Source organism: Paenibacillus sp. FSL H8-0259 (genome assembly GCF_037963255.1).
Taxonomy (GTDB): Bacteria; Bacillota; Bacilli; order Paenibacillales; family Paenibacillaceae; genus Paenibacillus_AQ; species Paenibacillus_AQ phytohabitans.
Map to the genome: position 1 here is coordinate 6933889 of NZ_CP150147.1, position 12700 is coordinate 6946588.

The following is a 12700-nucleotide window of genomic DNA, read 5'->3' on the forward strand; positions in this document are numbered from 1 at the left end:
TAGATAACAAGCAGACTTAATTTTACAATGTTAATACTCAACAGTTGAAAATAGGAGCGAGCACAGTGAGCAATATTATTAAAACGTTAAAGAGCACAAGATTATTCGTTAAAAACTTCAATTCGAGAATAAAACTAAAAAACGACAATTTCAGTATCATCTCAAACAACTGCTGGGGCGGTCAAGTATATAAAAATTTAGGAAAACCGTATAACACGCCATTTGTTGGCTTATTTATTTATGGGCCTTGCTACATTAAGTTATTGGAAAACCTCGATTACTATCTTCACACACCGTTGACCTTCACTGATACGTCCGAGTATAAAGAAACTCCGAGCTACCCCGTCGGTCTACTGCACGACATCGAAATCCATTTTATGCACTATACCGACGAAAATGAGGCCTACGAGAAATGGAACCGTAGGCTAGCCCGATTTAATTGGAATAATATATTTATTAAATTTTCTGATAGAGATCTTGCTTCGAAAGAACACATACAGCGTTTTGACGCTCTTGCTTACCCTAAAGTGTTTTTTTCTTCTAGGAATATTCCAGACATTCACTCCCTAGTCTGGTTTAGAGAATTCGAAAATTCTCCTACTGTCGATAATGAGATGCTCGTTTACAAAAAATACTTTAATGCTGTGAAATGGCTTAACACAGGTAAAATCAGCTAAGCACGTCTATGTGTAGTCACTACCCACCCCGTTGCGGCTACTGCGTTAATAATGATCGTAGTGACTCCACCAGAGTTGTAGATGCCAAACTCATTTGTTCCGAGGAGACTAAAGTGATCATAAACACTGGCATTATATGCCTTTTGCAGTTTGTACACCGTGCCGCCGGATGATACAAGCCGTGCTGTGAGTATCGGATAGTCCGTTATGCTTCCGAGCGCAATGCGGCTGTAACCAGCCTTACCAGAGTCTACACTGTCCTTTGTCTCCGTAACGGGGAACAGGCTCCAATCCGTATTGCGGTTACGTATGCTGGCAACGTGCTTGATATCCTCGACCAACTCTGCCAGCGCCGGTACGTAGCCCTCTTCTATTCCGATGCTTGAAGGGTGATTAACCCCGTTTCCGCCGTACGGCTGTTTAACCGAGTAGTCTCCGGCAGCATAAGCGCCGAACATCTCACGGTCAAGCAGCACCGGTAGATATTCCGGATATTCCGCGCCCCACACCTCAATTGATTTGACCAGTAATGACTCACCGGCGGTTCCGGTAGTGTACAGCATATCGAGTGTTCCCGGAACATCCCAACAGTCAGCGTAATCCTTGATGATCCGCGTTTCGTTGTCGCCTAGCTTAATTTCAACAATCGGCCCCTGCTTAGTGATCGTTAGTACAACGTCAACACTTTCATAAGCCACGGTATCCGCGTAACTACCGGTGATAAACGTCGTATAATGTGCATTATCTGCTATCCTCATTGCACTGTCGATCTTCGCAAGGTTGCTTGTAAATTTCGGATAGAAAATAACCGCATTGTCGTAAAATCCAGGGTTAGTCTTATTGAATTTCAGGGTGAGAGAATGACCCGTGCTCGCTCCCAAAACATTAAAGTTTAGTTTTAGTTTCAATTGGAAATCCTTCTGCAGATTCCCCGCAAGAGAAAGTGAAGCTCCATTAATAAAGGAATATGTTCCGTCGCCGTTGTCTGTAACTCCGGTTAAAATCTTATTAAAATCCGTTACGCTCATTTTTTTGAGCATTGGTCTTGTTAGATCCACACCCATACGCTTAATGTCGGTTATCCGAGCTACGTCACAAACGTATGCGCCATATTCTTGGCTAATTGCTCTGGCGGCGTTGGCAGCAGCGTGAATAGAGGCATGAGAGGTGTACGTGCCCCAAGTTGTTTCCCCGGGAAGATATGCACAGCGCGGGCTTGTCAACACGACGATATCAGGAATAACAGCAAAATTCGCTTTAACATAATCCAGTAAAGTTTTGAGGTAATAAGAGAACACTCTCGCCTGATCATTATTAACATGGTTCATTCCGAAGCTTATAACAAGTAGATCCGGCGCTGTATCTTTGCACATGTCAATCCATGTCTTTGTTGTCCATACCCCATCTACTAGAATCGTTCTACTTGCTCCCCAATTATTGATTGTCTCGCCGCCAATAGAGAAGTTTGAGTATTTGAATGTGGTGTCAGGGAAAGAGTTAACAAGCATATCCATTAGTTTAATAGGGTACGCCGCGCTCTCAACCGATGCGTCTGGGCCATTAATGTATCCGAGTGGGTTTGTTGAGCTTTTAACCGATCTCAGTTTCAGGTTTGCCGTGTCCCAGCCTGCTGTACTTATGCTGTCTCCGAAAAAGCACACTTTTACGGGTTGATTTTGCGATAACGCTTCAGCTACTCTCCGAAAGCTTCCCATATCGTTCGCTTCGGTTAGACCTCGCATCGAACTAGCGTTAATCTTTCCGCTGAACCCACGGAACGTCTTAGAGATATGTGTAAACCAGTTAACGGGATTCTTTTTGCTGATTTCCGCGTTACCGATTTTCAGCACTTTAGATGTGCCAGAAAGCGCGCTCTCCGGTACAAAAGTTCCGGGCTTATCGAACATTGCGTAACGAACGCCCTTGTCCGCCAATTCCTCGAAATAAGCGTTAAGCTCCGCAGTCTGGTCTGCGCCAGTCGGTTCTACTCCGTATAAGGACGCTTGGCCTCCGTACGCTACATCCGCCAACTGCGCAGTAACATCCGCCACATTCTCCCGCAGCGCATCCGCATCGTACGCCGTAAAGTACCGCGCCACTCCTACGCCGGTCGCCCACGCCTTCGCAGTTGTCCCGCTGAATCCGCGCGTTACCCCCGTTAGGTCATTGCCGCTTTTTCCCGTATATTTAATCGTTTCCGCGCTCTCATCTACGCCAATCGTCGCAATATTCGGAGCGTCCGGTAATTTCGACGCATCCAATACGGAGACGGTCGTTGCTATGTCCGTTAGTGCTGCGGTTAATTCCGTTGCTGGCGAGTTCGCAACCGCCGGAAACATTTCTACCTGCGCCATCTATTCGTTCCCCTCTCGTAATTACTGCGTGAATTTAACGGACGTACTCGATACCGCGAATCTCGGACGGTCGCCGACGAGTAGTGTGCGCGGATTATCGAGCGCCTTCGTCCACAGCAGCGAACCGCCGGTTTCTGCGCTCTTTAATCCGATATGCGTTACGAGTCCCCAATCCGCTGTTGCAACGGGGAATACGACCTCTGCGGTATTACTCACCGTTTGCTGTCCGCTAACTAACGTCGGCGCTCCGAATGCTACCGCCTGGCGCGCGTATGAGCCTCCGCTAACTTCCGTGCCGGTATCCGCTGCTGTCGGATCAGACGTATATAGCGCGATATAAACCGTAGCCGGGCCAGTAAACGCCGTATTCCGCAGAGCCGCGTTCAGTAGGATAGCGCTGAGATAATTCGAAATTTGCATCGCCATTTATTCGTTCTCCTCCGTTAGATCAACGCAAAAAAGACGCCGCTATCCGACGTCCCTCCGCGCTGTCTTCGTTTATTGGTATTCGTATTCGTTCGTTACCGTAAAGCCGCTAACCGTAGTCGTTCCGTTGTTTGACATCGTAATCACTGGCCGCGCCCGTACATCCGCTTCCGACTCGATCTCGACCGCTGTTGGACTCGCGGTGATCGTAAACTCCGTTATGACTTCCGGACCGACCGGCCAAGGATCGTTCATACGCAGGTTCACGTCGATTAAGCGGCTACCGGTCGCGCCAAGTTCGAGCGTTCCCGCGTAGATTGCAACGTAGTACTTGCCGGGCATATCCGCGAACTCTAACGTGATCTCACCGCGCTTGCTATTAAAGGTCCGCGCCAGATACGCCAGCGTCCGGTGATACTCCGCAGCGCTCGACGTTATCTCAAACGTTAGGCCAATCGGACGCGCTCCGTAAGATGCGCCGAAGTCAACGACGCCGTCCGTATTCGCGAGTTTGACCGTATTGTCGTCCGTCTCCGGGAGGACCGGTATTCTGCGATCGTGTAATGCCGCCCCGTGTTCCGATAGCCAAACGCCATTTACCGCTACATCGTAGATCATAGCGTCTTCACCCCCATCGCTTGCAGACGTGCGGCTGCGCGGGTCTTTTCGTCGTAATAACCGACGATATCCGCTTTATCCGTAAGTACGACTTCCTTCGCGCCCATATCGATATTATTCGTAATCTGCGTAACGGCGGCCGGCGCTGCAACCGCTAGGCTCGGCGTAGATAGCGCGCCCCATAACGTAGACTGCTGCGCTGAGCTCAGCGTGATTCCGCTCGCCTTTGACGCCGCCTTTACGCTGGTTGACGATATAGCCGCCATCTTCGAGTTATATTGCGCGATGAACGTATCGAGCTCCGTGAGGATCGCGCTGTTTGCGGTAGCGCTGGAACTTACGCGGTACGCTGCGATTCCGTCCTCGACCGTTTTGATATCGCCGCTATACGCTTCGAACGAGTTAAGCAGCGCGTCGTACTGCGCTTCGGCTGCGGTCTTCTCAGCGTCGTACGCGGCTGAGTTCGCTGCCTTCTCGTCGGATAACGCGTCCTGCTGCGCTTCTAGCGTACGGTCCGTGAGTTCGCGGTCATGTTCGAGTTGCATGCGCTCGATTTCCTTGAGTACCGCGTCACGTTCCGCGATGCCGGCCGGTCCAACTGCGCTCTGCAATTCCGCTAACCGTGCGCGTTTCTCACGTAGCTGCGTATCATAATCGGCGTCAGAGTTAAGCGTTTTATTCGCGTCACGCAGCTTCTGGATCGCGTCAATACGCGCGTCATAATCGTCCATAGCGGCCTTCTTACGCGCATCGATTGCGTCGAGGTCCGCGTCCTTCGCTTCCTTTATTGCGGCCTTCTCCGCTTTGACGAGGTCTTCCGCGAGGGCGACCGTCTGCTTCGTGAGGTCCTTGCGCGATTGGTATAGCGCCTCGTCCGCCTTCGCGTAATAGTCCGAATCCTTTGTGTAGCGACTGCGCACGCGAGTCCACGCGTCGATCTTCATCTGCGCGATTTCGGATTCGGACTTGCCAGCGGCTTCCATACGGCGTTCTTCCGCGTCGATCCACTTCGAGGACGCTTCGTATTGGTCGCGCGCCGCCTGCTCCGTTTCGGTCGCGACGTCCTTACGCGATTGGCGGACTTGATCATCCGCTGCCTTATACTGTTCGCTGTCCTTCGCATATCGATCGCGTAACCGCGTCCAGCTTGCGAGCTTCATTTCCGCGATGGAGAGCTCCGTTTTACCGCTGTCTTCCATGCGCTTTTCTTCCGCGTCGATCCACGTAGCGCTAAAGTCGTAGCGTGATTGTACGCTGTCCTCCGATAGCTGCTTAAGCTGCAGCGTGAGGGTCCGCGCATCATCAACGGATTCTTTCAGGAAGGCAGCGTGTTTCTTGCGCAATACTTCATAACGCTCTATCTGCGCGTCGGCGGTCATCTCGTAGAAATCCGCTTGAAACTGCACGGTCTTGAGATCGGCGTCATACGCAGCTTTACGCGCTTCGGACGCCAATTCCGCCGCTGACTTCGTTTTCTTTTCCTTCGCCGGCTTATCCGGATCGGGCGCGATAATATCCTTCGTAAAGTCCTGCGTACCCGTTTCGACTTGCGACGCCAGCTTCTCCATTTCCCGCGCCGCATCCGCGTACTTCTGCTGCTGTTTCAGCGCTTCCTCACGTTGAGCGTCGATTTCCGCTTTCGCTCCGGATGTCACTGCCTGCGTGATGATCCCATTCGTTACGATGTCGCCGACGAGACCGCTAGTTCTGCGCGTATTCTGCTCCTCACGCGCTGCCATGTCGCCGGCGAATGAGCTCGCTTTAGCACCGGACGCAACCGCTAACGCATCGCTAAGCCGCGTCAAGTTGTCTATCTGCGTCTGTACCGACTGCGCCTGCGCTGCAGCTTCTTTCCCGAAGTTGCGGATACGCGTAGTCACGTTAGCCGCCGCTTGATCCGTAAACCGCTTATCCGTGCTGATCTGCGATATGATCACGTCAATGTTATCCGCGCGGATACGGCCGTCTTCGCCCTGGCGCGCGTTCAACTCCGGATACTGATCGATTAGTTTCTCCGTAATGTCAACGAGGCGGTTTTTCTGCGCGGCGTCCAGCGTTTGGGCAGAGTTCAGCGTCTTAAACTCGTTAGCCAGCGCGCTCATTTGTACGAGCGTCTGTTTCTTCGTTGCGAGTGCGGCCGCCTCCGATTTATCCTGCTCGGTCAGCGCGATCGTTCCGCGTTTAACAACCGCGTTCATTTCGGCCAGCTTAGCGGTCGCCTCTTCAACGCCGGTGTAACCAAGTCCTTCAAGCTTAGCGTCGAGTTCGCCGAGCGCATCGTTAACTTCCATGGCCTCCGCAAACATTTCCGGTAACGCCGTTCCCGCTTCGCCTGCCGCCTGAATCTCGTTAAGACGCTCCTGCAGCCGCGCCCGTTCTTCGAGGACTGGCGTAAGCTCCTCCGTCTTCGATTTCAGCGTATCAATGTCCGCAGCAGTACGGTCGATCGGCGCTTTGTTAAGCAGCTCGTTAAGATCCTTCTGCGCGGACAGCATCGCTTCTGTTGCGGCTTTATCCTTCGCTTTAGCGGCGGTTAATGCTCCGAATGCGCCGGCTAACGCCCCGACCGCTACGAGCGCTATTCCTAACGGTCCAGCCGCTAGTCCGAGTCCTGCCGATGCGACCTTAATCGCGGTAAATAGCGCCGGGATAGTTTTTAACAGCGTAGAAAATCCCGTCAACACTAAGATGAGAGTAAGAAAGCCGGCCGTTCCCGTTGCGAGTCCGGATACGAGTTCTGCGTTCGCCGACGTAAAGTCCGCGAGTTCGATGATCAGCGGAGTCAGCGTATCGAGCGCTTTTTGGACAACCGGCGTAAATGCTTCGCCCATTGCGACCGTGGCTTGATTCGTAGCTTGCGTAAAGCGCGCCTGACTACCGATGATTCCTTGCATCGCCTGGTCCGCGTTACCGACGTAGTAGATACCTTCGCGGATAAATCCGTTGTACGCCGCCTGAATCTTCTGCGCGTCCGTAAGCTTACCGGCCGTCGTTCCGATCGTCGCTGCGTATTCCTTCTGCATAACGCTGAGATTCTTCGTTACCCCGACCGCATCCGCGAGTACAGAGTTACCGTTCTTAATCCCGTCAAGTGACGCCTGTATCGCGCCGCCCATCGTATAGAACGACTGCCGCCCGTATGCCGCTGAGTCCGCGAGCGAGTTAATCAGCTTCGTCGCCTCTTCGAGACTTAATCCGGTAGATAGCGCCGTCTTAAACGCTTGTGCCGATTCGGTCAGCGAGAGGAACCCGCGCGAAGACAGCTCTTGTACGGCCGCCTGCGCATCCTTCGTTTGAACGCCGAATCCCTTCGCGACCGCGTTGAGTCCCGCGAATGCCGAATGCAGCTTCGTAGCCGCTTCGACTGCGCGCATCATTTCGTTTACTAGCTTCGATAATCCCGCGCCAGCCGCGAGCCCTGCAATCGCGCTTCCCATATCGCGGAATCCGTCAGCGCCACGCCGCGTATCGCCTTCTAATTCCCGTATCCGGCGACGCGCTTCCTCCATTTGACGCCGGAACTCCGCCATTTCTAGCGTTATCCGCGCCTGTATTTCGCCGACGTTCGTGCCGCCTGCCGTCATCTTAGCGCCCTCCTTATCGCGTCATTTACAAAACGTTGATATAGCCGCTCGTTCGTACGCAGCGGCCGCGAAAGGAACTTCGGGCGCGTACCGGGCGTAGACGGATGCTTATACTCGCCCATTTCGTGAACGCGCAACGCGTAGTTAAAGCGAACGCCGCCCGCTTCTTCCGTTGCGGAATAAAACACCTCTCCGTAAATATGACCGTTCTCGTTCTTAACGCGCTTGCCCGCCGTCATCCGCAACGTACCCGTCTTTAGCGGCGCTTCATTTCGCGAGTCCGCGAGCAGACGGTCCGTAGCGTCGTGTAGTCCGGACATGGCTCCGGCGATTACTTTCGCTTCTTGCTGCGCTAGGAAACGGTAAAGTCCCGCTGTATCTGCGCTAAATGTCATATCCGGTCACCTCGCTCCTATCCGCATCTGATCGCGGAGTAATTTGATTCCGGCTTCGTCGTACTTCGGCGCGCTATCCTGCTTAAATCCGGCCGCATTACGTAGGCCATCCGTATACGCACGGAAATCCTCTACGCTAGTCGAATGCGACATCACGTTAACGTTGAGCGCGTCCAGCGTTTCGCCAGCCTTGCGCCGTGTCTCCGCTTCGAGTACGTCGAGTAAGTCCATAACGTAGTAGCCGCGTTCGAACTCAACTTGCGTTTTGCCCAAACGGACCGCTGCGTCAATAAAGAATTGGTCTAGCGTTATTCCGCGCTCATCACTGCGTCCGCTGCCTTGTCCAGCGTTTGCGTCAGTTTTAGAGCGCCTTGCACGTTTTTTAGGAGTCCGCCGAAATCGTTCACGCGCGCAACGGCGACAAAGTACGCCATCAGTTCGTCCGGAGATACGTTCTCGTTGATCCACGCGGGCTCTAGTCCGGTCAGCACCGCAACCACGTTAACTACGTCGTCGATTGCGCTCTCTACGACCGCGAGCAGGTACGGTATCCGGCTGTCTGCAGGCGCGGTTACAACGCTGATTAACAATTGCGGTAAGTTGCCGACAACGCTGTAGAGCTCGCGCCATTGGCCGATCGTTACCTTGCGCACCTTAACCGCCTGGCCGCCGAGAAGGATTGCGGACGGGTCTACTGCGGGAATTTCCGCTTTATCTGAACGCTTAAATAGCTGCATCATTTTCGCTCCCTATAAATAAAATAGAGGCGCGGTTAAGCGCCCCTTTCGTGTCATGCGTTGCTTACGGAGTTGCGGTAATTGTGTCGTCGCCGAGGATGAGGATGACGCCGTCTTCGTCCGGTGTCGAACGGAGTGTTACGTTAGTGATGCGTTCGTTCTCGTTATTGAACGAATACGAGAGGTCCGTTTCCGAAAACGCTAGTGGCAGCGTGAGCCAGTAGTCCGGATCAGTTTTGTGCGCAAGTGGCTTGATTACGGCGATCTTAGCGGTATCCAGCAGACTCACACCTACGCCGGTCTTAAGCAGGACTTTCGATCCGCCTGTCCCGGTAACCACCTCCGCGCCCGCCATGATCTTCGGAATGACGTCGATCTCATATTCCGCAAATGGAACGGTGACGCTGACGTTACGGCCAGTAATGCGCTTATCGACGATAGTTTCTCCGGTCTGATCCGTCTTCTGTTCGCGGTACGTAGTCTCCGTATTGAGTACAACGCCTCCGATCGTAGTCTCAAACGTAACCATTGTTCCGCCTGAACCGTACTCAACGATTGCCGGGCCTATCTCGATTTTGCTAAAGTCTTGAGCCATTCGTTATTTCCCCCTTTAAATTAAAAAGAGCCGCCCGATTACGGACAGCCCTGCGTTTATAGCGATGTTGTTAACGTGAAGTTGACGGAGTATAGCGCGCGTCCGCTCTCGTCCGGACCGAGATACCACGGCGCTGATTGATCCGCTTGGCATTTAACCACGCGCGTACTCCCGAGCATAAATTCCGCCTTACCGTGCAGCGCCGTAATCAGCGCGTTCCCTTTCGTCTCGGCTGTCGCGGATAACTTAGCGCGTATGATCACTTGAAACGACGGATACGCAACGGACGACCACTCGCGGGGTGGAGGTCCGCCCGTTATCCGTACATAAGCGCAATCATCCGGGTTAGCCGCGATAAAGTCGTTGCCGACTACGATGATTCCAGGCATTGCGAGCCGGACTGCCGCGTTGATATCCGCTAATGTTAGCGCCATTATACGTTCACCTCCGTTAGAATCGACCGACCGCTCAGCATCCGTTTTACACCGATGGTTAATGGATCGTAGGTCACCGCGTCTCCTAATTCGTTGGTATACGTAAGTGTGGCGTCTAAGCCGATATCCGCCAGCTTATCGAAGTAAAACGTACCGACGCTGACGACTTCGGCTCCGTATTGATTGCGCACAAGTTTAACGCCCTCCTGAAACCGGCAGCGCAGCGTGTATGGCTCACCGGGTATCGGCGTATTGTAATCCGGATCGAAACCGCCGGCTGGCGTAATTGTAACGAGTTGCTTGAGCGGTATCAGCGCCATTACATCGTCACCCACTTAACCGCGCGCTTACTGAGCTTAACGCCGTTAGCCGCGCCAATCAGCGTATAAACGACGTCAGGAATCAGCGAGTCGAGCCCCGTTTTCAGTCCGTCCTTAAACGTAAAATTCGCTACGCCGGTCAGTCCGAAGCTCGCTACGCCTTGCTGCTGCAGCGCGTTCGTATCGTTAAACGCGATTGCCAGCGCGTTCGCATATTCGTAAACTGCTGCGTCCGGTATCGTGTATTGAGCGTATTTGTCCGTCAGCGTCCGTCCTGCCACGTTAACTATCCGTAGTTTTTTGGCGTCATCAGCGTCTGTCCAATCGTCAATACTGATACAGTTCGCGTTGATATACGTTGTTGCGTCATTTACCGTAATTGCCACGTAAACACCTCCGTTTATTTAGCGGAGGTTCTGCGCGGTTTAGGCGCGGGCTTAATGGCGGTAACTTCCTCCGCCGGTGTATCCGCGACTGCTTGCGGTTCCTCCGAAATCCGTACGGCGTCAACTAACGCGTCAAGTACGGCTATTTCCGCCGGATCGTCCGTATGAAAAAGGCCCCCGCTAAATCTGCGGAAGCCTCCGTCTACGTAAAATCCGAGTTGCTGATAGTGCGATTCGTAAGTCGCCATCGTACACCTCCGTTATATTACGACAAGCCTTTCAGGCGGCCGTGAGCTTTTTCTTGTTCGAGCATGAGCGTGTACTCGCCTACGATCTGGCCGCGCATGGAGTCACCGATCAATCCGAGATAAGTGTGCCCGAACTCGCGGGTCGCCAGCGGATGAATCTTAACGCGATTGGCATCAACGAGGAACAGTTCGTCCGGAGCAAGGTTTTGATTGAGCGCAACTTCGAACTCACCAAAATCAGTTACGATCTTGTCTACGACCTGACCGCGAGTGTTTTCACCGCGCGTCAAAGTGATTTTATTAGCATCCGTGCCTGATAGCGCCATCTTCTGCTTCGCCGCGACCATAACCTTGTAGTCACCGCCGCTAGAGAACCCACCAGCTTCGAAGACTGTCTGAGCCAGCGTATTAATTGCCGCCAATGTTACCGCGCCGCCGACGTTGGTAACGTTAGTCTGGATAAACTGACGGATACCCTTCATCTGACGGACCTGGCCGTTTTCATAAGCGATACCATTAATAGCAGCCTTCTCCAATTGCAGGGCGAGTTCGAGCTGTTTCTTCTGTTTCTCATATTCATACAAGTTGTCAACACCGTGCTGTGCGATTGCCTGCGCTGTACCTGACAGGTCTACCGTATCGGTGAAGATTTGTGTAAGGTTAGACTTACGTACCCGCGCTTTGTAACGAGCAGAACGAGCATCCGCGCCTTCAACACCTTCATCGAACATGAACTCAACTTTTGCGCCGGAAGCAACTGCTGCGGCCGTAGTCGAAGCGTATCCTCGCGTTACGGTCAGCGTTTTGGTTCCGGAGTCAATCGCGGATACGAACAGTAGCTCGTCTACGATTTTGATTACAGAGCCGACACGGAACGGCGTTACGTCTGCAACGACGATGGCGGTCGCGCCTACGAGTGCGGACGCTGTAGTTACGGTCTCATCCGGGAACATTTCATCCTCGTACCAAATGTGCTCAACTGCAGTGATTGGTTCAGCAAACCCCAGCAAGTTCAATAGTGGAGTCTGGTGTGGATTAAGCAGCAAAATTTCATCTGCAATAGACTCCCGTTTACCTACGATAGATGAGTTATATACTTTAGACATTGTGTGTGTTTCCCCCTGTAAATTGAGTGCTACGGATAAATCCGCGCAATAAAATAAGCCGCCAACTGCCCGCGACTTTATTTCTGGTATTTATTTACTTAGTCAATCTTTCTTTAAGCTCGGCGTAAGCCATCCGGTCTTCAATACGACCGGTCTTTCGCGCCTTATCTGCGGCTTCTTTAAGCAACTGTTCCTTCGTCTTATCCGGCGGATCGGCCTTCCCGCCACTAGCGCCACCAATCGGTTTTGCCTGCGTCTTCTCAACGAGATAACCGTGCGCAGCGACCAACGCTTCGACCGCTCCCTTCACGCCAACCACATCTCCGCTATCATCGACGGTGACTCCCGCCAAGTCCGCCAGTTTTAACGCTGCGGCCAGGCGTTCGGCCGGCACGTTAGCTTCGCGAGCCAGCGCCTTAAATTCCGCGTTAATCAAACGCTGATTCGCGGTAGTTAGCGCCTTATCACGCTCAGCCTTTGCATCTTCCGCAGCAGCGAGCGCGGTCGCCTTCTCCGCTTCCAAACGTTCGGTATCGCTCAGTTTCGCGGCCTCGCGCTCAGCCTCCGCTTGTTCAAGCGCAGTTAGCTTCGTTTTCAGGTCGTCGTAATCCGCGAATTTCTTGCGTTCTCGGTCGACTCGATCCGCAATAACGCGATTTAACTCCGCCTGCTGCTCCGCTGTAAATTCGATCTTAGTCGGTTTTTCTCCGCCCTCTCCCGCGCCATTATCAGCGTTATAGAAAGGGATAAATCCGTTGAATAATCGTTTCATAGCGTATCCTCCCGTTTAAGGCCCGTCGGCGCTAATATGTCTGACCGT

General features: G+C 52.9%; 15 protein-coding genes. 1 reads left to right on the forward strand and 14 read right to left on the reverse strand.

Features of this window, described 5'->3' with window-relative positions; all coding sequences use genetic code 11:
* The first annotated feature begins 65 nt into the window (after positions 1–65).
* Positions 66–677 (forward strand): DUF1919 domain-containing protein, encoded by a 612-nt coding sequence (locus NSU01_RS29635; RefSeq protein WP_144026211.1) that lies wholly within the window; start codon positions 66–68, stop codon positions 675–677.
* On the opposite strand, the gene NSU01_RS29640 is transcribed toward NSU01_RS29635, so the two are convergent.
* The 14 genes from NSU01_RS29640 to NSU01_RS29705 all read right to left on the reverse strand — a co-directional run bounded on the left by NSU01_RS29640 (position 674) and on the right by NSU01_RS29705 (position 12652).
* Positions 674–3031, reverse strand: a complete 2358-nt coding sequence (locus NSU01_RS29640; protein ID WP_076248254.1) for an SGNH/GDSL hydrolase family protein — start codon at positions 3029–3031, stop codon at positions 674–676. The two genes, NSU01_RS29635 and NSU01_RS29640, sit on opposite strands and share 4 nt — an antisense overlap.
* Positions 3032–3052: 21 nt before the next feature.
* Positions 3053–3457, reverse strand: a complete 405-nt coding sequence (locus NSU01_RS29645) for a hypothetical protein (protein ID WP_076248252.1) — start codon at positions 3455–3457, stop codon at positions 3053–3055.
* Between the two features lie 72 nt (positions 3458–3529).
* On the reverse strand, positions 3530–4075 hold the full coding sequence (locus tag NSU01_RS29650) for a phage tail domain-containing protein (RefSeq protein ID WP_076248250.1): 546 nt from the start codon (positions 4073–4075) through the stop codon (positions 3530–3532).
* Complete coding sequence (locus NSU01_RS29655; RefSeq protein ID WP_076248248.1) at positions 4072–7659, reverse strand: hypothetical protein; 3588 nt, start codon at positions 7657–7659, stop codon at positions 4072–4074. The genes NSU01_RS29650 and NSU01_RS29655 overlap by 4 nt, the downstream gene beginning before the upstream one ends.
* Positions 7656–8054, reverse strand: coding sequence for a hypothetical protein (locus NSU01_RS29660; protein WP_076248246.1), 399 nt, complete (start codon positions 8052–8054; stop codon positions 7656–7658). Before NSU01_RS29660 ends, NSU01_RS29655 begins: the two co-directional genes overlap by 4 nt.
* 6 nt (positions 8055–8060) lie before the next feature.
* On the reverse strand, positions 8061–8285 hold the full coding sequence (locus NSU01_RS29665) for a hypothetical protein (protein WP_144026210.1): 225 nt from the start codon (positions 8283–8285) through the stop codon (positions 8061–8063).
* A gap of 77 nt (positions 8286–8362) precedes the next feature.
* Positions 8363–8794 (reverse strand): hypothetical protein, encoded by a 432-nt coding sequence (locus NSU01_RS29670; RefSeq protein WP_144026209.1) that lies wholly within the window; start codon positions 8792–8794, stop codon positions 8363–8365.
* A gap of 61 nt (positions 8795–8855) precedes the next feature.
* On the reverse strand, positions 8856–9386 hold the full coding sequence (locus NSU01_RS29675; protein WP_076248239.1) for a hypothetical protein: 531 nt from the start codon (positions 9384–9386) through the stop codon (positions 8856–8858).
* A 56-nt stretch (positions 9387–9442) separates the two neighbouring features.
* Positions 9443–9820, reverse strand: a complete 378-nt coding sequence (locus NSU01_RS29680) for a minor capsid protein (protein WP_076248236.1) — start codon at positions 9818–9820, stop codon at positions 9443–9445.
* Positions 9820–10140: a hypothetical protein gene (locus tag NSU01_RS29685; RefSeq protein ID WP_076248234.1), complete on the reverse strand. Its 321-nt coding sequence runs from the start codon at positions 10138–10140 to the stop codon at positions 9820–9822. The genes NSU01_RS29680 and NSU01_RS29685 overlap by 1 nt, the downstream gene beginning before the upstream one ends.
* Complete coding sequence (locus NSU01_RS29690) at positions 10140–10526, reverse strand: hypothetical protein (protein ID WP_076248231.1); 387 nt, start codon at positions 10524–10526, stop codon at positions 10140–10142. The genes NSU01_RS29685 and NSU01_RS29690 overlap by 1 nt, the downstream gene beginning before the upstream one ends.
* A 14-nt stretch (positions 10527–10540) precedes the next feature.
* Complete coding sequence (locus NSU01_RS29695; RefSeq protein ID WP_076248229.1) at positions 10541–10774, reverse strand: hypothetical protein; 234 nt, start codon at positions 10772–10774, stop codon at positions 10541–10543.
* Positions 10775–10791: 17 nt separating this feature from the next.
* On the reverse strand, positions 10792–11880 hold the full coding sequence (locus tag NSU01_RS29700) for a DUF5309 family protein (protein WP_076248226.1): 1089 nt from the start codon (positions 11878–11880) through the stop codon (positions 10792–10794).
* A gap of 94 nt (positions 11881–11974) precedes the next feature.
* On the reverse strand, positions 11975–12652 hold the full coding sequence (locus tag NSU01_RS29705; protein ID WP_076248223.1) for a hypothetical protein: 678 nt from the start codon (positions 12650–12652) through the stop codon (positions 11975–11977).
* Between the last annotated feature and the right edge of the window lie 48 nt (positions 12653–12700).

Bases quoted from the DNA above. Each gene is read 5' to 3' on its own strand.
- NSU01_RS29640 (WP_076248254.1), bottom strand. From the start codon at position 3,031: ATGGCGCAGGTAGAAATGTTTCCGGCGGTTGCGAACTCGCCAGCAACG.
- NSU01_RS29645 (WP_076248252.1), bottom strand. From the start codon at position 3,457: ATGGCGATGCAAATTTCGAATTATCTCAGCGCTATCCTACTGAACGCG.
- NSU01_RS29650 (WP_076248250.1), bottom strand. From the start codon at position 4,075: ATGATCTACGATGTAGCGGTAAATGGCGTTTGGCTATCGGAACACGGG.
- NSU01_RS29655 (WP_076248248.1), bottom strand. From the start codon at position 7,659: ATGACGGCAGGCGGCACGAACGTCGGCGAAATACAGGCGCGGATAACG.
- NSU01_RS29660 (WP_076248246.1), bottom strand. From the start codon at position 8,054: ATGACATTTAGCGCAGATACAGCGGGACTTTACCGTTTCCTAGCGCAG.
- NSU01_RS29665 (WP_144026210.1), bottom strand. From the start codon at position 8,285: ATGGACTTACTCGACGTACTCGAAGCGGAGACACGGCGCAAGGCTGGC.
- NSU01_RS29670 (WP_144026209.1), bottom strand. From the start codon at position 8,794: ATGATGCAGCTATTTAAGCGTTCAGATAAAGCGGAAATTCCCGCAGTA.
- NSU01_RS29675 (WP_076248239.1), bottom strand. From the start codon at position 9,386: ATGGCTCAAGACTTTAGCAAAATCGAGATAGGCCCGGCAATCGTTGAG.
- NSU01_RS29680 (WP_076248236.1), bottom strand. From the start codon at position 9,820: ATGGCGCTAACATTAGCGGATATCAACGCGGCAGTCCGGCTCGCAATG.
- NSU01_RS29685 (WP_076248234.1), bottom strand. From the start codon at position 10,140: ATGGCGCTGATACCGCTCAAGCAACTCGTTACAATTACGCCAGCCGGC.
- NSU01_RS29695 (WP_076248229.1), bottom strand. From the start codon at position 10,774: ATGGCGACTTACGAATCGCACTATCAGCAACTCGGATTTTACGTAGAC.
- NSU01_RS29700 (WP_076248226.1), bottom strand. From the start codon at position 11,880: ATGTCTAAAGTATATAACTCATCTATCGTAGGTAAACGGGAGTCTATT.
- NSU01_RS29705 (WP_076248223.1), bottom strand. From the start codon at position 12,652: ATGAAACGATTATTCAACGGATTTATCCCTTTCTATAACGCTGATAAT.